This window comes from Ferrovibrio sp. GW821-FHT12E11 (genome assembly GCF_058806975.1).
Genome location: NZ_JBXAQG010000001.1, coordinates 2,730,249 through 2,748,321, shown reverse-complemented (window position 1 = coordinate 2,748,321; position 18,073 = coordinate 2,730,249). Strand labels below are relative to the sequence as shown.

Below are 18,073 nucleotides of genomic sequence, written 5' to 3'. Positions count from 1 at the left end.
GCCATATCCGTTTCCTGCGATCCCGCTCGATTCTGTAGCAATCGATAAATAAAGCGCTTGACCCTTCGGGACAAGCCCCTACCTTGCCGCTTTCATTCTGTATCGATCACTACATAAAATCAGGAGACTCCCATGAGCACGTTTTCCAGCACCGCCCTCAAGGGCAAGGCCGTTCTGGTCACCGGTGCCAGCCGCGGCATCGGCGCCGCCATCGCCAGGGCGCTCGCCGCCGCCGGCGCTGATGTCGCCATCACCTACAGCGCCTCGCCGGCCAAGGCCGAGCAGGTGGTGAAAGAGATCGGCAGCAAGGCCTTCGCCATCCAGGCCGACAGCGCCGACCCGAAAGCGGTGCAGGACGCCGTGGCCGAGACGGCGAAACGCTTCGGCCGCTTCGACATCCTGGTGAACAATGCCGGCGTCGCCTATGGCGATGACTCGCTGGAGAATATCGAGCGCATGCTGGCCATCAACACCCGCGCACCCTATGTGGCCGCGCTCGCCGCAGCACCGCTCATGACCGACGGTGGCCGCATCATCACCATCGGCTCCTGCCTGGGCGAGAATGTGCGCATCACCGGCACGGCGCTCTATTCGATGAGCAAAGCGGCGATGACCGGCATGACCCGAGGCCTCGCCCGCGATCTCGGCCCGCGCGGCATTACGGTGAATCTCGTGCAGCCCGGCCCGGTCGATACCGACATGAACCCGGCCGATGGCGAGCATGCAGCGGGCCTCGCCGCCATGACAGCGCTTGGGCGCTACGGCCGGTCTCCGGAAATCGCCGATACGGTGGTCTTCCTGGCCAGCGCGGCCGCCAGCTACATCACCGGCGCGCAGATCGCCGTCGACGGCGGCACGAATGCCTGACGCCTAACTCCGCCGTCCGGTCGCCAGGCGGGTGAAGACATCCTGCAGGTCGACCGGGCGGCGCTTGGCGGCGGCCAGATCGAGACCGTCTTCCAGGCGCAGCAGATGCTCTTCCATGTAGCGCACGGCGCCAGCCACATCGCGAGCCTGCAGGCGGTCGAGCAGGATGCCATGTTCCTCATGGCTGCACATGGCATTGCCCGGCGCCTCGTAGATCGCCACGATCAGCGAGGTGCGCGAGATCAGCGCGCGCAGGAAACCGGTCAGCGGCGCATTGTCGACCAGCTTGGCCAGTTCCATGTGGAATTCGCCGGCCAGCTTGATGGCGCCGCGGCGGTCGCGGGTTTTCTCAGCCTCGTGCTCGTGCGCCACGAAGCGGCGCATCTGCGTGATCTGCTCGGGCGCGATGCGGCGGGCCAGTTCGGCCGCGATGCCAGTCTCGATCACCCGGCGGGCGGCGAAGACCTCGCGCGCCTCCTGCACGCTTGGCTTGGTGACCGAAGCGCCGCGGTTGTGCAGCAGCGTCACCAGATTCTCATGCGCCAGCGCCAGCAGCACCTTGCGGATGCGGGTGCGGCTGACACCGAAGGCTTTCGCTAGCACATCCTCGGGCAGCTTGGTGCCCGGCATGATCACATGGTCGACGATGGCGGAATAAACACTGTCATAGATGGTGGCATCGTCGATGCTGGCCTTGCGCCCGCCGGTTTTGGCGCCAGCCGCCTTGCGCGCGGCTTTATCGGCAGACTTCTCCGGGCGCGCCGTTTTCGGCCCGGTTTGCTTCGATCCGGGCAGGCGCGGCACCGCCATGGCTTCGGCGGCCGTGATCTTGCGCGCCGGAGCCGCCCGGCCGGGCCGGGCCGCTGCAGGTTGTCCTGCTGGGCGTTGCGATTTGGCTGCTGCCTGGGTCATTCCGCATTCCGCCGGCGCCTCGAATCGGCCGGACAATCCTTGGCCCGGATTGTATACGCCGATCCGATCCAGGGTCCACAGGAGGACCGGAACTCTCTGGCCCGTAAGACGTTTTCTGGTCCTGGCAGCAAAGGGAGCCTCATGGCCCGTTTCCTCGTCACCGGCGGTTGCGGCTTCATCGGCTCGCATCTGGTCGACAGCCTGTTACGGCAGGGTCACCGGGTGCGAGTGCTGGACGACCTCTCCACCGGCCGCACCCACAATCTGGCGCCGGAAGCCGAACTGCTGATCGGCGATGTCGCCGATGCCTCGGCCACCACAATGGCGATGGCCGGCGTCGATGGCTGCTTTCATCTGGCCGCCATTGCCGCCGTGCAGCCGTCGCTGACCCACTGGCTCGGCACCCATCGCACCAACCAGACCGGCGCCATCGCCATCTTCGATGCGGCGCGCAGCCGCGGCCTGCCGGTGGTCTATGCCTCCTCCGCCGCCGTCTATGGCGACAGCCACGAGGCGCAGCAGTCCGAACGCAACCATCCGCGCCCGCTATCGGCCTATGGCGCTGACAAGCTGGGCTGCGAGCTGCATGGTCGCGTCGCGGCCCTGGTGCATGGCGTACCCACGGCCGGCCTGCGTTTTTTCAATGTGTATGGTCCGCGTCAGGATGCCGCCTCGCCCTATGCCGGCGTGATCGCCGCCTTTGCCACGCGTGCCGCCGACAACCGGCCGATGATCCTGCATGGCGATGGCGAGCAGGTGCGCGATTTCATCTTCGTCACCGATGTGGTGGCGCATCTGAATGCCGCGATGAGCCGCATGCAGGAGCGCCGGCGCAACCGTCGCCCCGCCGCGGCCGGCGTGTTCAATGTCTGCACCGGACAGCCGACCCGCATCCGCGATCTGGCGCGGATGATCGCGCGCCTGAGCGGCGCCACGGCAAAGGTGCAGCATGAACCGGCGCGTGCCGGCGATATCCGCCATTCGCTGGGGGATCCCGCCGCGGCCATCCGCCATCTGCAGGTCGCCGCCACCACGCCGCTGGAACATGGCCTGCGCCAGACCCTGGACTGGCTGCGGCCCGAACTGCCACCGCCGCTGCATCCGGCCGCATCGGCCGGCGTGCCCTGGGTGAAGCGCCCCCTGTCGGCCACGACGGCGCCACAGGCCTTCGAGTAACACAAGCAGAACGGGCTCGATCAAAGCCGCGATGTGCGGATATCGGCCCAACTTTTTTAGAGCCTTTCGGGGATTTTTCTCCGCCAGCACCGTTCTCCCCTGCATACGATGCCAATCAAACCTGGCCGTGGCCAGATCACGATACACGCCGTGCGAGAAGCGCAACGCGACGAAACATAAGAACAAGGTGACCCATGTCCTGGCGTATCCTTGCCATCGGTCGGTCCGGCGATCCTCTCCCAGACCATGACGATATTCTCTGGAGCGACGATCCACGCGCGCCCTGCGATGCCGTGGCGCTGTTTGCGCCAGCGGTACCGCCGACTGACCTCTCGCCACTGCTGCCGCTGGCGCAATTCGGTGGACCGGCCACAAGCGTGCTGCCCGATTTCGCCGCGCCGCAAGCTAGCGCCGACCAGCTGGATGCCATGCTCGCCGCCTTCGCGCCAATCCGCGCACGACTGGACGAGTGTGAAGGCACGATCGAAACTGCAGGCCACACCGTAACCGACCTGGCAATCCTGCGCCTGGGGTACAGCCGTGCACAGACACTGGACACCATGCGCAGCCCGGTCTCGTCGGCCACACTGATTTATCCGCTGCTGCATGGCCGGCCGGGCCTGGAGGAAACCGCCATCCGTCCGGCGCTGGAAAGCCTGGCCAGCCTCGATCTGCTGGACCGCCGTTTCGCTGCGCGCGTCCTCACCTGCCCGACCTGCCATGGCGGGCGGCTGTCTGCTTTCGAGGCCTGCACCGCCTGCGGCAGCGCCCATCTGATGGATGAGCCGATCCTGCATCACTATCGCTGCGGCTATCAGGATGGCGAAAGCCGCTTTGTCAGCGGTCTCGACCTGATCTGCCCGAAATGCAAACAGGAACTGCGGCATTTTGGCGTCGATTACGGCCGGCCGGGCAGCATGACACGCTGCCGCGTCTGCCAGCAGGTGATGAGTGAACCGCAGCCCAGCTTCCATTGCCTCGACTGCCAGACCGTTTCCGCCGGCGACCAGGCGCAGCCGGTGGACTGGCATCATTATGGCCTCACTGAACGCGGCATCGCCGTGGCCCGCAGCGGCGTGCTGCCGCAGGACAGTGCCGCCGGGCCTGCGGCCGCCTTCCCGCGCACCTTCCCGCTCAAGGACTTCACCCTGCTGGTACGCGAACAGTTGCTGGTCGCCCATCGCTACGAACGCGCCATGACTATCGGCCGCATCGGCATCCGCAACCTGGGCGTCCTGCGCCGCCAGCAGGGCGTGGCCGCCGGTGGCGCCATCCATCTGTTCTCGCAGATCCTGGTCGAAAGCCTGCGCGACACCGACTTTGTCACCGCGCCGCGCGACGATCTGCTGCTGGTCGCGATGCCGGAAACCGATACGGCGGAAGCCGAGGTGGTGTTCGGCCGTATCCGCCAGGCCGCGGCCCGCCACCTGGCCCTGCCCGTGGAGCTGGAAACCGAAGCGGTGCCGGCGACACAGTCCGGCCTGCTGCTGGACGAGATCGCCTCATGACCAACGATCTGGCCATGACCATCGCAGCCGGCCTCGACCTGCTGGCCGCCACCGATGCCCGTGATCTGGTGCCGCTGTTCTGGTTCATGATCGTGCTGGAACTGCCGCGCTATTTCATCGGCGCCGTAGTCTTCCTCGCCGGCTCGCTGCAGCAGCGCGGCATCTTTCAATACAGGGATGCCTCGGCAGAAGACCCCGGCCAGCCGCCGCTGGAACGCCGCAAGTTCAGCGTCATCCTCGCCGGCCATAACGAGGCCCTGTCACTGCCCACCTGCATCCGCTCGATCCTGGAACAGACCGTGATGCACGACACGCTGCTGGGCACGCGGCGCTGCCAGATCGTGGTCGTGGACGACGGCAGCAGCGACAGCACGGCCACCGTGATTGCCGACCTGCAGCGCCAGGGCCTGGTGGATGTGGCGCTGTCGCTCAAGCTGCGCGGCGGCAAATCGGCCGCCACCAATCTGGCGCTGGCCTATTGCAGGCATGACATCGTCATCGTGGTGGATGCCGACACCACCTTCGACCGCGACGCCTTCGAGCGCATGATTGCCCATTTCGACGATCCGCGCGTCGGTGCGGTGGGGGGCAGCCTGTTTGCACGCAATGCCGGCACCAGCCTGACCACGCTCTACCAGGATATCGAATACCGCATCTCGATTTCGCTTGGTCGCCGCATCAGTTCGATGATGAACATTCTCGGCATCGTCTCCGGCGCCTTCGGCGCGTTCCGCCGGTCCGCACTGGAACAGGTCGGCGGTTTCGATGTCGAGGTCGGCGAGGATGCCGACCTGACCATGAAGCTGCGCGCCGCCGGCTGGAAACTGGTCTTCGAGCCGCGCGCCCGTGCCGGCACCGATGTGCCGGACAACGTGATCGCCCTGATCCGCCAGCGCCTGCGCTGGGATCGTTCGGTCATCACTGTCTGGCTGCGCAAATACAAACAGATGCTGAATCCCTTCCACGCCAATTTCGATCTGGCGAACGCACTGGTGATCTGGGATGTGGTGTTCATGCAGGTGCTGATCGCCGGCGGGTTTTTCGTCTATCTCGGCTGGCTGATCGTCACCTTCGGCTGGTTCGCCTTCGTGCTGCTGGTCGCCACGCTGATCGTCTATGCCGCACTGGCCGCCATGATGCTGCTGATCGCCGGTCTGGCCGACAACGACCGCGACGTGCTGCAGCGTTTCCTGTTCCTGCCCTATTACGTGCTGTTCGCCTGCTTCGTCATGCGCGTCGTTCGGGTCTATTCCGCCATCGATGAATGGATCTTCCGCACCTCCTTCCACGACTCATACGTTCCGCGGCGCGTGATGCGCCAGGTCGAGAAATACTGACAGGATCCGACGATCATGCGCCGCTTCCGCCTGCGTCCCCGCCCCGATACCCTGAACAATGACGTGCGCCGACAGACCGTGATCTGGACCCGGCTGGTCTATCTCGGCATTCTCGGTGCGCTTGGCTTGTGGTTTACCGATTTCTTGTTCGGCTCCTATGTCTACCTGAAAAGCGAGGGTATGGTGGTGGCACCCGCGGCCACGCTGGCCACCGAATACCCCGCCACCATTCGCGATGTCGCCGTGCGCGAGGGTGACCGCGTCACCGCCGGCCAGCGCATCGCCGGCATCAGCTCGCAGCAGGTGACCGAGACGGTGGCGCGTCTGACCAGCGACCTTGCCCGTCTGCGCGCCCAGGAGGCGGAACTGCGCATCCAGGCCGAGAAGAATGCCTCACTGGTGCAGCTGGCCAGCCAGCGCAGCGCACTGGCGACCCAGACCCGCGAGCGCTACGAAACCCTGCAGCGGCGCGGCATCCTGCCGATGGACAAGCGCATGGCGGCAATGGATTCAGAATACCGCTCGCAGCTCGATGCCGGTGCGCTGAAGGCCGAGACCAATGCCATAGAGCAGCAGCTGGCACGACTGGCGCCAGCCATCGACAAGGCCGAAGCCGCGCTGAACCAGCTGGAAAGCCTATATGGCACCGGCGAGATGGTGTCGCCGATTGATGGCATCGTCGGCCGCCGCAACGTGGAGGCCGGCACCGTCATTTCGCCAGGCCAGGTGGTGGCGGAGATTTACGGCCAGGGCAGCTATATTCTGGCCTATATGCCGACCGGCACGCTCTACAGCGTCGAGGCCGGCGAACGCGTCACCATCGAATGGGGTGTGCGCAAAACCAAAGGTCGTATCGTCGCCATCGAGCCGCTGGCCATGGCCCTGCCTAAGGAATTCCAGACGGCGTTCAAGCCGGTGGCGCGCCACCAACTGCTGCGCATCGATTTCGACCCGCCGCGCGAGGGGCAACCGCAAGGGGATACAGAGACGCCGCCGCTGTTCACCAAGGTCAATATCCATGGCAGCGGCCTGGTCGCCAGCATCCTGGGCACGATCTTCTGAACAGGTTCCGTTCTTGGACTTGCCAAGGCCGGTATTCCGGCCCAGTTTGACGCGGGGGACTGCAATGCCGACATGCCAAAACCTGCCCGGCCGCGCCCCGCGCGGCTCCCGGAGCGGCCAATGACCCGTTATCTGGTCACCGGCGGCTGCGGTTTCGTCGGCTCGCATCTGGTCGAGGCGCTGATCCGGCACGGCCATGATGTGCGCGTGCTGGACAACCTGAGCAGCGGCCGCACCCAGAACCTGCATCCTGCCGCCGAGCTGATCTTCGGCGATGTCGCCGATCCGGCGGTGATGCTAGCCGCCATGCGCAATACCGATGGCTGCTTCCACCTGGCGGCGGCGTCGGCACAGACGGAAGACTGGCTCGACAGCCACCGCACCAACCTGACCGGTACCGTCACCGTTTTTGATGCCGCCCGCCGCAGCAAGCAGCCGGTGGTTTATGCCTCATCCAGCAGCGTCTATGGCGACGGCACGGATGACAATTCCCGCGCGCGCCTGTCGGAGGCGATGACGCCGCGGCCCGGCAGTGCCCGCGGCGCCGACGCCTTCAGCTGCGAATTGCAGGGCCAGGTAGCCGCGCGCCAGCATGGCGTGCCCAACACCGCGCTGCGGCTGTTCCATATCTACGGTCCGCGCCAGCCCGGCGCCGGCGATCATGTCGGCGTGGTTGCCGTCTTCGCCCGCCGGCTCACCGCCGGCCTGCCGCTGCTTCTGCAGGGTGACGGCGAACAGACCCGCGACTTTGTCTATGTCGGCGATGCCGTGGCCTTCCTGCTGGCGGCGATGCAGCGGCTGGAAAGCCATGGCCGCGCCACCGCCGAGGTCTTCAATATCTGCACCGGACGCGCCACCCGTATCCGCGAACTCGCCATGCTGATGGCACAGACCTGGGGCCGCAGCCCGGATCTGCAGCTGGCGGCGCCGCGCAGCCAGGACCGGCGCCATGTGGTCGGCGCACCCGATTTCGCCAGCCACAGCCTGAAGCTGCAGGCGCAGACATCGCTGGAAACCGGCCTGCGCCTGCTGTTCAGCCAGCCGGCTGCCACCACCGGCGGCCACAGCGCCACGCTCGATCCGCGCACTGCTGCAGCCTTGCCTCTGGCCGACTGATCAGACCTTGCCGTCGCCGCCACCGCCGGGTTCATTGGTGCGGCCATAGCGTTTTTCCTTTGGATTGTGGGTCGGTCGGGCCTGATGGCGTGGCATCTCGGCCAGACCTTCCGGTTTCTGACCATCCTGCGCGAAATCCGCAGCCGGCTGCGCCGCGAACTGGTCGTTGCCATAGGTGCCGGGACCGTAATCGCCCTGGCGCGGCGCGCCCTTCACCAGGCGTTGCTTGTGCAGCGGCCCGTCGCCGCGGCCATGATCGCCGGGTTCCAGCGTGACCTGTTCCGGCGCTTTCGGGGCGATGATGTCTTTCGGCATGGCGACCTCCATCGGATGCGATGAAGAAACCCGCCAGCCTGCCATCAGGTTCCGCTTTTTCCGGCCCTCCAGCGCGTCAGCGCCAGCACCGCGCCGCCGGCGATCAGCCCCCAGAAGGCGCCGCCGATGCCGTAGATGGTGAGGCCCGAGGCGGAAACGAGAAAGGTGATGGCCGCCGCCTCGCGACTGTCGGGGTCGGTCAGCGCCGCCACCAGCGAGGACGCGAAGGCGCCGAGCAGCGCCAGGCCGGCTACCGCCTGGATCAGGATCGGCGGCGCCGCGGCAATGAAGGCGGTGGCCGCATTGGCGCCGAGTCCGAGCAGGATATAGGCGGTCCCCGCCACGGCTGCCGCGACCCAGCGTTTGCTGCGATCGGGATGCGCATCGGGCCCGGCGCAGATCGCGGCCGTGATGGCGGCGAGATTCACCGCATGGCTGCCGAAGGGTGCGGCCAGCAGCGAGAAAATGCCAGTGTCGCGGAACAGCGGCGAGGGATCGGGATGATAGCCGTTGGCATTCAGCACCGCGATGCCGGGGATATTCTGCGACGCCATGGTGACGATGAAGAGCGGCAGCGCGATGCCGATCAGGGCCTGGAGGGTGAAGACCGGCATGATGAACACCGGCTGCGGCGCGAGGCTTTCAACCGCGATGCCGGAGAGATCGGTGGTGACGGCGATGATGACGACCGTGACGATCACGGCCGCCGGTACGGCGTAAAGGCGTTTGAATTTCGCCATCACTGCCCAGGTGACGACAATGATGAGGCCATGGAGTGGCAGGGCGGCCACGGCTTTCACCGGCGCGAGGCAGAGGCTGAGCAGCACGCCGGCCAGCATCGCATTCGCCAAGGGCGCTGGAATAGCAGCGACCCAGCGCCCGAGCGGCTTCCAGATGCCGGCCAGCGTCAGCAGCACGCCGCAGGCGATGAAGGCGCCGATGGCGGCGGCAAACCCGCCATCGCCAAGTGCGGCCACACCCGAGGTGGCAAGCAGCGCGGCCCCCGGCGTCGACCAGGCGATGCTGATCGGCAGCCGCGTGCGTAAGCTGACCAGGATCGCGCAAAGCCCCATGGCGATGCTGAGCGCCATCAGGCCCGAGGCGGCTTCGGCCTGGTTGGCCCCCATCGCCGTGAAGCCATGCAGGATGACGGTGAAGGACGAGGCGAAGCCGACAAAGGCCGCGAGCAGGCCGGCGGCGATGGCGGGAGCGAGGGGCGTCTGCGATTGCGTCATGCTGTGCATCTATCGCGGGCCTGGCACCACTTCCACACCGGCCGCGCTGGTTTTCCGTGATGGCTCGGGTCTGAATCCGTGATGGCTAGCGCCGCGCTTCCGTCGCCATCTTCACGGCGAGACCGGCCAGCACGGTGCCCATCAGCCAGCGCTGGATCACGATCCAGCTCGGGCGGCTGTTGAGGAAGCCGGCAATGCTGCCGGCGGTGATGGCGATCAGCGCATTGATCGACAGGCTGATGATGATCTGGATAAAGCCCAGCACCAGCGACTGCGTCAGCACGCTGCCCGCCGTCATGGTGCCGCTGGCGGTTTCCGCCGGGGTGATGAACTGTGGCAGCAGCGCCAGATACAGCATGGCGATCTTGGGATTGAGCAGGTTGGTGACGAAACCCATGGTGAAGAGCTTGCGTGGGCTATCCTGCGGCAGGGTCTTGACCTGGAAGGGCGAGCGGCCGCCGGGCTTCACGGCCTGCCATGCCAAGTATAGCAGATAGGCGGCGCCGCCGAAGCGCAGGGCGTCATAGGCATAGGGCACGGCGAACAGTAACGCCGTGATGCCGAAGGCGGCTGACAGCATGTAGAAGACGAAGCCGAGCGCCACGCCGCCCAGCGAGATGAGGCCGGCGACACGCCCCTGACAGATCGAGCGCGAGATCAGGTAGATCATGTTCGGCCCGGGCGTCAGCACCATGCCGAAGGACACGGCGGCGAAGGCCAGCAGGTTGGCGGTTGTGGGCATGGGGAGGACTCCGGCGTGTTTTGGCCATCCTAGCCAAGATGCCCTGCCGCTTCAGCAGCGGAATTGTCAGGGGGCAATGCGCGCCAGCGTCATCCGGACAGAAAACGGGCAGGCGGGACCCAGGGTCGTCGCCTGCCCGCAACCGTGACCGCCGCTTAACGCGCGGCAGCGCCGGCTTCCCTGGCCGCCCGGTCGATCACATCGGCAACCACCTTCGGCTGCGTCATGAAGACCGCATGGCTGGCCGGCACCTCCGTGACCTTGGCGTTGATGCGCTGGGCCATGTGGCGCAGCATCTTCTGGTCGAAGGCCTTGTCATCGGTGGCGATCACCGCCCAGCTCGGCTTGCTGCGCCAGGCGGCGTTCGTCAGCTTGGTGCCGAAGGCCGACAGGTTGATCGGCACCTGCGAGTCCCGCATGAAGGCGGCATCCGCATCGCTGGTATCGGCAGCAAAGCCGGCCTTGAACTTCGCCGGCAACACGAAGCCATAGCCGTCCTTATGCGCGTCGATGACGAATTCAGGCGGCGTGGTGAAGCCGGTATACTGCTGTGCCGTGGTTTCGCCGGCATCGGGCGAGAGCGCCGAGACATAGACCAGGCCGGCGACCTTCGAATCGACGCCGGCTTCGGTGATCACCGTGCCGCCCCAGGAATGACCGACCAGGATGGCCGGCCCGGTCTGGCGATCGAGCGCGCGCTTGGTGGCGGCCACATCATCGGCCAGCGCGGTCAGCGGATTCTGCACGATGGTGACGCGGTAGCCGCGCCCGGTCAGCTCGTCATAGACGCCGCGCCAGCCCGAACCGTCGGCGAAAGCGCCGTGCACCAGCACCACGTTTTTGACGGCCTGGGTCTCGGGGATGCGGTCGGCGGCCTGGGATGCGGTGGCCATGCCGGTGGCGACGATGGCGGCGGCCAGGACAGTGCGGGTCTTCTGGGTCATGGGGCTGCTTCCTTTGTTTAATTGCGATAACTATTATCGCGATAACTGTCTTTTAATCTGGCCCCGCACCCCAGTCAAGCATAATTATTATCGCGATATTCATTTTTGCGATTATAATGACGATATGAAGGGACAGGAGCCTGCCATGACCAAGGAAAAGCCCGGTAATCCCGTAAAGTCCGGCAATCCCGTGCCCTTGGACGACCAGCTCTGCTACGCCATCTATTCGGCGGGCATGGCCATCCAGCGGGTTTACAAGCCCCTGCTCGACGGTCTCGGGCTGACCTATCCGCAATATCTCGTGCTCAATGTGCTATGGCGCGAGGACAGTCAGACCGTCGGCACCATTGCCGACCGGCTGGCGCTGGAATCGAGCACCCTGACACCCCTGCTCAAGCGGCTGGAAGCCGCGGGCCTGGTGCGCCGGATGCGAAACCCCGAGAACGAACGCCAGGTCGTCGTCGCGCTGACCGACCAGGGGCGCGCCATCCGGTCCGAGGCCGGCTGCCTGAACGACGCCCTGCTCGCGGCATCCCAGCAACCGGTCGCCAACCTGGGTAACCTGAACCGCGATGTCCGGCAGCTGCGCGATGCGATTTATGAAAGTATCGGCGGCTGGACCATGCCGACGTGACGATCACGCGCTGAGCGCGCGCTCGAAAATCACCAGCCGCGCCGGACCGATATCGCGGTCGATCGCCTGCCAGCCGCGCTTTTCGTAGAACCCCTGCACCGCCGGCCGCGCCGAGAGATAGAGCCGCGCGATGTTCAAGGCGGCGCAGCGCTGCTCAACCGCCCCCACCAGCGCCGCACCCAGGCCGGCCTTGCGGAAATCCGGCGCGACCCACAGCGCCGCCAGCCAGGGGGCAAGGTCCGTGCGTCCCGAGTCTTCAACATAGGCCGGCTCGTCGCAGGCGATCAGCGACACGGTGCCGGCAAACACGCCGTCGCGCTCGGCCACCAGCGTGAAGGGCAGCGGACCCGGCGCCAGATGCCGCGCGAAGCCGGCGCGAATATCGTCCAGCCGGCTGCCCTTGTGTTCCCAGAAGGCGCGCCAGACGCTTTCTGCCACCACATCCAGCAGGTCGGAGCGGTCACGCAGGTCATGAATCTGCAGCAGGCTGTCCATGTCCCCGCTGTAGCATCCGCGCGGATCAGGAGGCGAGCAAAAAGCTGCGCAGATGCTGCGCCAGTTCCGGTCCGGCTTGCACCGGCATCAGATGGCCGCTGTCCAGACACGCGAACCGCGCGCCGGGTATGCGGGCGGTAACCGCGCGGCCCTCCGCGGCCGGCCGCATGCCGTCATGCAGGCCGGACAGCACCAGGCAGGGCATGGCCAACCGCGGCAGTTGCGCCTCCAGATCGGTCGCCGCCAGCAGGCGGTTGGCATGGCCGTAACAGACTGGATCATTGGCAAGGAACCGCTGGCGATAGGTCTCATAGACTGCCGCATCGCGCCGCACGACCGGCGGATAGGAATTCGCCAGCGATGCCTCGGCCACCGCCGCCATACCATCGCGGCTGACCAGATCGGCGCGGTCATTCAGATACTGTCGCCGGTCGGGTGCGACGAACAGCGCCGGCGCGCAGAGAGCCAGCTTCGCCACGGCGCCCGGCTGCTGTCGCGCAAAGGCCACGGCGATGGCCGCCCCGGCCGCCACACCGCAGAGAAAGCCCGGTAGCGGCAGACGCAGATGCGCCAGCAGGGCAGAGAGGTCGGCCACATGATCCGCGAGCGTCAGGGCTGTGGGCGGCTTGTCCGAGCGGCCGGCGCCGCGCTGGTCGTAGCGCAGGATGGTGAACTCTTCCACCAGCGCTGCGGCCGTCTCGTCCCAGCTTTCCAGGCCGCCGCCCATCTCGTGCAGCAGCACCAGCAGCGGTCCCTGCCCCTCGAGGCGGTGATGCAGGCCGTTCATCGCCGTTGTCTCAGCGATGATAGGGAGCGTAGAGATTCACCAGGTCGGCCGGCTGCGCATTGATCGCCGCGGCCAGATCGGCCAGCGCGACCAGCCGGTCGAAACCGGCAATCAGCCACAGCGCCCCATCGGTGTCGCGGAACACCCGCGCGCTCACCAGGCCGGCCTGCCCGGCCCAGGTTTTCTGCAGCGGCGCGGCCTCCGCCTGCGGATAGCGCGCCAGCAGCAGCCGCGCGAGGCCGGCGGCATTTTTCAGCACGGCATCGCCGGGGCTGAGCTGTTCGGCGATCACGCGCCGGCGGCCGATGGTGCGCGGCAGGATGCGCTTGCTCCAGGGCGTGCTGTTCTCGCCCGAGACGGCGAGATAGGCCGGTGTCTGCAGGGCCGCCACGCTGTCGAGATCATAGAGCGCCAGCCAGCGCGGGAAGCCTTCCAGGCAGGCCCAGCGCGAGCCGCTCTGGAATCCCGACAGAGCGCAGCGCTGCGGGAAATGCTCGCTGTCGTACCAGTCGTTGAATTCCTCCTCCAGCGCGGCGGGAGGCTCCATGGTGACCAGCAGCAGGCCCTTGTTCGCCATGCGCGGCTCCTAGTGACCGATATTCAGCGCGACGAGGAAGCGCGACACCATGTTATAGGCGGCCACGGTCGCCACCAGCTCCACCGTGTCTTTTGCATCGAACTGCGCCTGCACGCGCGCAAACAGGGCATCGGAAACCTGCACGTCGCGGGTCATCGCCTCGGTCAGGTCGAGCACCAGGCGTTCGCGCAGCGTGAATAATTCATCCGGCGCCAGGCCGTCGCGCAGCGCCGCGATCTTCGCCGCCGAGACACCGGCCTTTTCGGCAATCGGCGCATGGGCGTCGAATTCATAGGCCGCGCGGTTCAGCACGGCCACGCGCAGGATGATGATCTCGCGCAGGTCGGCCGGCACCGAGGTCTGGTTGCGCACCGCCGTCAGCATGCGCTCCCAGCCATTGGCGATCGGCGCACTGTTCAGCAGCACCTGATAGAGCAGCGACACCCGGCCGCGTTCGGCCAGGATGCGCTGCTCGATCTCGGCCAGCGCCGGGTTGCTGCCCGGCGCGACCAGCGGGACTCTGACATTGCCGCTCATTCGTCGTCCTTGATGTTCTTGGCCTTGATCAGCGCCGCCCATTTTGCCGCATCCTTCTGCTGCACGGCGGCCAGCTCCTGCGGCGTCGACGGCGCCGGTTCGGCCCCCATGGCCAGCAGCTTGTCGGCCACGGCCTTGTCGGTCAACGCGGCCCGCGTCGCCTTGTTCAGCTCGGCGATCACCGGCGCCGGCGTCTTCGACGAAACGAAGAAGGCATACCAGTTGTTGGTATCGACGCCCTTCAGGCCCTGTTCTTCCAGGGTCGGCACATCGGGCAACACCGGATGGCGCTTCCTGGATGCCATGCCCAGCGGCTTCAGGCGGCCGGCCTTCACATGGCCGATCAGCCCGGGCACATCGCCGAAGAAGCCATCCACATTGCCGCCCAGCAGGTCAGTGATGGCCGGCGCGGCGCCCTTGTAGGGCACATGCAGCAGCTTGGCGCCGGTGGCATCCGAAAGCTGTTCGATGGCCAGATGCGGAATGCTGCCGATGCCCGACGATGCCATGGCCGCGCCCTTGCCGGCCTTGCTGGCCTCGACGAACTCCTTCGCCGTCTTCGCCGGATTGTTCGGGTTCACCACGAACAGCTCGTCATTGTTCACCACCAGCGACACCGGCGCGAAATCCTTGTCCATGCTGTATTGCAGCTTGGGGTACAGCGCCGGATTGATGGCGGCGGCGCCCACGCTGGTGATCCAGATGGTGCTGCCGTCGGGCGCCGACTTCATCACCTCCTGCGCGCCGATGGCGCCATTGGCGCCGGGCTTGTTCTCGATGATGACGCTGCGGCCGAGTTCCTTGCCGAGCTGGTCGGCCATGGTGCGCGCCACCGCATCGACCGGGCCGCCCGGGGCAAAGGACACAATGATGCGCGTCACCTTCGACTGGGCGAAAGCCGGTGCGGCCAGCGCGGTGGACAGGGCCAGTGCGATGGCCAGGGCAGAAAACTTTTTCATCTCGTATCCCTCCGGTTATGCGTTTTTCGTTTTCAGTCGCCGGTCGCCCGGCCTTCAGTCGCAGCGCGCGGTCATGCCGCCGTCCACGACGATCTCGGTCCCGGTGATGAAGCGCGCCTCGTCGCTGGCCAGAAACAGCACGGCATTGGCGGTGTCGCGCCCGTCGCCCATGAAGCCGAGCGGGATGCGCTTCTGGCGCTCTGCCAGCAGGGCATCGACATCGCCGCCGGCGCGCTGGCCGGCCAGGCGGAATTCCACCATCGGCGTATGCAATTGCCCCGGCACCACGCAATTCACGCGGATGCCATCGGGCGCATGCTGTACGGCCACCACCTTCGACAGGTGGATCACGCCGGCCTTGGTGGCGGCATAGGCCACCTGCGCACTGCCGGTCCAGCGCTGGCCCGAGGTGGAGGCGACATTGACGATGGCGCCGGATTTCTGCGCGATCATCGCCGGCAACACATGCTTGCAGGTCAGGAACACGCTTTTCAGGTTGAAATCCACCTGGCTGTCCCAGACCTCTTCACTCATTTCCACCGGGCCGCCCTTGGCCGAGCCACCGACATTGTTGACCAGGATGTCGATGCGGCCGAACTCGTCCAGGCAGCGCGCCGCCATTTCGGCGACAGCATCACTCTGCGTCACATCGCAGGAAAAGGTTTTGATGGCGTCGCGCGCAGCACCCGCGCGCTCCAGCGTTTCGGCCAGCCGCTCGGCATCGCGGTCGACGGCAAAGACCTTCGCGCCTTCCTGCGCGAAGCCGACAGCAGCCGCGCGGCCATTGCCCCAGCCGGGACCGACACAGCCGGCGCCAGTGACAATGGCGACGCGGCCGGTGAAGCGTGGCGTGGCGCGGCTGCCGGCATCGGGCTGGACATGCAGGTTCATGACAGGTCTCCGAAACGATAGAGCCGCGCCGGATTGTCGACCAGCAGCGCCTGGCGCTGCGCGGCCACCGGCGCGATGCGATGGATCGCCGCGGCAAGCCGGGCATCGTCAGGGATCGGGCCGGCGTGGTTGGGATGCGGCCAGTCGTTGCCCCAGAGCACGCGGTCGCCGGCATCGTTCACCAGCGCCTGCGCAAATGGCACGGCATCGTCATAGGGTGGGCCGGACGTGCTGATGCGGTCGATGCCGCTCACCTTCATCCAGGCTTTCGGATTTTCCAGCAGGCGGCGGAAGGCCGTGAAATACGGCTGGTTGAGGCCGAGGCTGGCATCGAGACGACCGATATGGTCGATCACGACGGGCACCGGTCCGGTCAGAAGCTGTTCGACCACACCTGGCACGATGGACGGATCGCCATGTACCTGCAGGTGCCAGCCCAGCAGCGCCAGCCGCTGCGCCAACGCGAGAATAGCCTCCACCGCGGTCGCCGCCCCCAGATGCTTCATGAAATTGAAGCGCACGCCGCGGAAGCCTGCCGCATCCAGCCGGCGCAACTCGGCATCGGCGACATCGGTGGGCAGCAGCGCGATGCCGCGATAGTCGTGCGGGCGCCCGGCGACGGCATCCGCCGTGGCACTGTTGTCGAAACCATGGCAGCTCGACTGCACCACCACGCAGCGCTGCAGGCCGAAGCGGTCGTTCAGCGCATAGAGCGCCTCTTTCGGCGCGTCCTGATCGGGCACGAAGGTGGCGTCGGCCGGATAGGGAAAGCGATCCCTCGGCCCAAAGACATGGCAATGCGCGTTACAGGCGCCTTCCGGCAGCGTTTTCTCCATGGGCTTGGGTGTCGCATGTCTTTGTGATAGAGAACAATGACATAGATTCAATAACACCTATGCTTTTTTCCTATATCAGGATTCAGCCATGGATCTGAAGCAACTGCAGTATTTCGTCAGCGTGGTCGAAACCGGCGGCTTCAGCCGCGCGGCCAGCGCGCTGAACCTGGCGCAGCCCAGCCTGAGCCGGCAGATCGCCCTGCTGGAAGATGAACTGGAGCAGCGGCTGCTGACCCGCACCGGGCGCGGCGTAGTGCCGACCGAGGCCGGCACGGCGCTGCTGCATCATGCCCGCAGCATGCTGGACACGGCGCGGCGTGCGCAGGGCGAATTGCGCGACCTGCATTCCAGCCCGAGCGGCCGGATTGTTGTCGGTCTGCCGCCGCGCGTGGCGGTGCGCATCGGCGTGCCGCTGGTGCAGCGCTTCCGCCAGCGCTTTCCGCGCGCGGTCATTACATTAATCGAAGGGCTGGCGCTGTCGCTGCGCGAACAGCTGATCGGCGCCCGGCTTGATCTGGCGCTGCTGTTCGACCCGCAGCCATCGCCGCTGCTGGAATACCGGCCGCTGGCGCGCGAACGCCTGCTGCTGTTCGCACCGAAAGGCACGGCGCTGCCGGCGCGCGTCAGTCTGAGCGGCCTGGCCGACTACAGCATGATCCTCGCCGGCGCGCCGAATGCGATCCGCGCCCAGGTCGATGCGGCGATCCGGCCCAAAGGCATCGAGCTGAAGGTGGTGGCCGAGGTGGGGGCTGTGCAGAGCGCGCTGGCCCTGGTGCTGGCTGGGGTGGGCAGCGCCGTGCTGCCGGAAAGCGCCATCCATCTGCATCCCGATGGCCCAAAACTGCCGCGTGCTCCCATCGGCCCGCCGGCGCTGTGGAACAGCCTGGTGCTGGCCCTGCCGATCACCGTGCCCGGCACCAGACTGGTCAGCGGCACGGCGCAATTGATCAGTGAGCTGAACATGCGCGACGGCCGGCCGGAAAAATGATCCCGGCGGCTTGCCTGCCGCGGCATGTTCACTATATGTACTAATAGTTGAAGCGATTGCCACCCCAGACAAGGAGAAGGCGACTTAAGGATGGAATAAGCACCAAATAAGCATCGGATAAGCCGCGATAAGGCGAAACAGCATCCCGCTAAGCC

General features: G+C 66.3%; 20 protein-coding genes. 8 read left to right on the top strand and 12 right to left on the bottom strand.

Annotation, left to right across the window (positions count from 1 at the left end; all coding sequences use genetic code 11):
- The first annotated feature begins 132 nt into the window (after positions 1-132).
- Positions 133-867, top strand: coding sequence for an SDR family oxidoreductase (locus AC1ROT_RS13710; RefSeq protein WP_492972136.1), 735 nt, complete (start codon positions 133-135; stop codon positions 865-867).
- Between the two features lie 3 nt (positions 868-870).
- Here the strand turns inward: AC1ROT_RS13710 and AC1ROT_RS13705 are convergent, their stop codons facing one another.
- Positions 871-1,779: a GntR family transcriptional regulator gene (locus tag AC1ROT_RS13705; protein WP_492972137.1), complete on the bottom strand. Its 909-nt coding sequence runs from the start codon at positions 1,777-1,779 to the stop codon at positions 871-873.
- A 141-nt stretch (positions 1,780-1,920) separates the two neighbouring features.
- Here AC1ROT_RS13705 and AC1ROT_RS13700 point away from each other — a divergent pair, with 141 nt between their 5' ends.
- From AC1ROT_RS13700 to AC1ROT_RS13680, 5 genes are all read left to right on the top strand, one after another.
- A complete protein-coding gene (locus AC1ROT_RS13700) occupies positions 1,921-2,955 on the top strand; it encodes an NAD-dependent epimerase/dehydratase family protein (RefSeq protein ID WP_492972138.1) in 1,035 nt (344 codons plus the stop codon).
- A gap of 194 nt (positions 2,956-3,149) precedes the next feature.
- On the top strand, positions 3,150-4,463 hold the full coding sequence (locus AC1ROT_RS13695) for a TackOD1 domain-containing metal-binding protein (RefSeq protein ID WP_492999642.1): 1,314 nt from the start codon (positions 3,150-3,152) through the stop codon (positions 4,461-4,463).
- Entirely contained in the window at positions 4,460-5,800 is a 1,341-nt protein-coding gene (locus tag AC1ROT_RS13690) for a glycosyltransferase family 2 protein (RefSeq protein WP_492999640.1), read from the top strand. Before AC1ROT_RS13695 ends, AC1ROT_RS13690 begins: the two co-directional genes overlap by 4 nt.
- Before the next feature lie 15 nt (positions 5,801-5,815).
- On the top strand, positions 5,816-6,862 hold the full coding sequence (locus AC1ROT_RS13685; protein WP_492972141.1) for an HlyD family secretion protein: 1,047 nt from the start codon (positions 5,816-5,818) through the stop codon (positions 6,860-6,862).
- 120 nt (positions 6,863-6,982) lie between these two features.
- Positions 6,983-7,978, top strand: a complete 996-nt coding sequence (locus AC1ROT_RS13680; RefSeq protein WP_492999638.1) for an NAD-dependent epimerase/dehydratase family protein — start codon at positions 6,983-6,985, stop codon at positions 7,976-7,978.
- On the opposite strand, the gene AC1ROT_RS13675 is transcribed toward AC1ROT_RS13680, so the two are convergent.
- The 4 genes from AC1ROT_RS13675 to AC1ROT_RS13660 form a co-directional block, all read right to left on the bottom strand.
- Positions 7,979-8,293, bottom strand: a complete 315-nt coding sequence (locus AC1ROT_RS13675) for a hypothetical protein (protein ID WP_492999636.1) — start codon at positions 8,291-8,293, stop codon at positions 7,979-7,981.
- Positions 8,294-8,337: 44 nt separating this feature from the next.
- Positions 8,338-9,528 carry a benzoate/H(+) symporter BenE family transporter gene (locus tag AC1ROT_RS13670; RefSeq protein ID WP_492999635.1) on the bottom strand — a complete coding sequence of 397 codons (1,191 nt, stop codon included), beginning with the start codon at positions 9,526-9,528 and terminating at the stop codon, positions 8,338-8,340.
- An 85-nt stretch (positions 9,529-9,613) separates the two neighbouring features.
- Positions 9,614-10,270, bottom strand: a complete 657-nt coding sequence (locus AC1ROT_RS13665) for a LysE family translocator (protein WP_492999634.1) — start codon at positions 10,268-10,270, stop codon at positions 9,614-9,616.
- A 155-nt stretch (positions 10,271-10,425) separates the two neighbouring features.
- Entirely contained in the window at positions 10,426-11,214 is a 789-nt protein-coding gene (locus AC1ROT_RS13660) for an alpha/beta fold hydrolase (protein ID WP_492999633.1), read from the bottom strand.
- Between the two features lie 145 nt (positions 11,215-11,359).
- Here AC1ROT_RS13660 and AC1ROT_RS13655 point away from each other — a divergent pair, with 145 nt between their 5' ends.
- Positions 11,360-11,848 carry a MarR family winged helix-turn-helix transcriptional regulator gene (locus tag AC1ROT_RS13655; RefSeq protein ID WP_492999632.1) on the top strand — a complete coding sequence of 163 codons (489 nt, stop codon included), beginning with the start codon at positions 11,360-11,362 and terminating at the stop codon, positions 11,846-11,848.
- A 3-nt stretch (positions 11,849-11,851) separates the two neighbouring features.
- On the opposite strand, the gene AC1ROT_RS13650 is transcribed toward AC1ROT_RS13655, so the two are convergent.
- Genes AC1ROT_RS13650 through AC1ROT_RS13620 form a run of 7 tightly spaced genes read right to left on the bottom strand, consistent with a single transcriptional unit; the run spans position 11,852 to position 16,930 of the window.
- Complete coding sequence (locus AC1ROT_RS13650) at positions 11,852-12,343, bottom strand: GNAT family N-acetyltransferase (RefSeq protein ID WP_492999629.1); 492 nt, start codon at positions 12,341-12,343, stop codon at positions 11,852-11,854.
- 25 nt (positions 12,344-12,368) lie between these two features.
- Positions 12,369-13,130, bottom strand: a complete 762-nt coding sequence (locus AC1ROT_RS13645) for an alpha/beta fold hydrolase (RefSeq protein ID WP_492999627.1) — start codon at positions 13,128-13,130, stop codon at positions 12,369-12,371.
- Between the two features lie 10 nt (positions 13,131-13,140).
- Positions 13,141-13,707: a hypothetical protein gene (locus AC1ROT_RS13640; protein WP_492999625.1), complete on the bottom strand. Its 567-nt coding sequence runs from the start codon at positions 13,705-13,707 to the stop codon at positions 13,141-13,143.
- Between the two features lie 9 nt (positions 13,708-13,716).
- Entirely contained in the window at positions 13,717-14,244 is a 528-nt protein-coding gene (locus tag AC1ROT_RS13635; RefSeq protein ID WP_492999624.1) for a carboxymuconolactone decarboxylase family protein, read from the bottom strand.
- Complete coding sequence (locus tag AC1ROT_RS13630; RefSeq protein WP_492999622.1) at positions 14,241-15,203, bottom strand: Bug family tripartite tricarboxylate transporter substrate binding protein; 963 nt, start codon at positions 15,201-15,203, stop codon at positions 14,241-14,243. The genes AC1ROT_RS13635 and AC1ROT_RS13630 overlap by 4 nt, the downstream gene beginning before the upstream one ends.
- A 54-nt stretch (positions 15,204-15,257) precedes the next feature.
- Positions 15,258-16,094 (bottom strand): SDR family NAD(P)-dependent oxidoreductase, encoded by an 837-nt coding sequence (locus tag AC1ROT_RS13625; RefSeq protein ID WP_492999621.1) that lies wholly within the window; start codon positions 16,092-16,094, stop codon positions 15,258-15,260.
- Complete coding sequence (locus AC1ROT_RS13620; RefSeq protein ID WP_492999618.1) at positions 16,091-16,930, bottom strand: amidohydrolase family protein; 840 nt, start codon at positions 16,928-16,930, stop codon at positions 16,091-16,093. The genes AC1ROT_RS13625 and AC1ROT_RS13620 overlap by 4 nt, the downstream gene beginning before the upstream one ends.
- An 88-nt stretch (positions 16,931-17,018) precedes the next feature.
- Here AC1ROT_RS13620 and AC1ROT_RS13615 point away from each other — a divergent pair, with 88 nt between their 5' ends.
- Complete coding sequence (locus AC1ROT_RS13615) at positions 17,019-17,918, top strand: LysR family transcriptional regulator (protein WP_492999617.1); 900 nt, start codon at positions 17,019-17,021, stop codon at positions 17,916-17,918.
- Positions 17,919-18,073 lie beyond the last annotated feature (155 nt).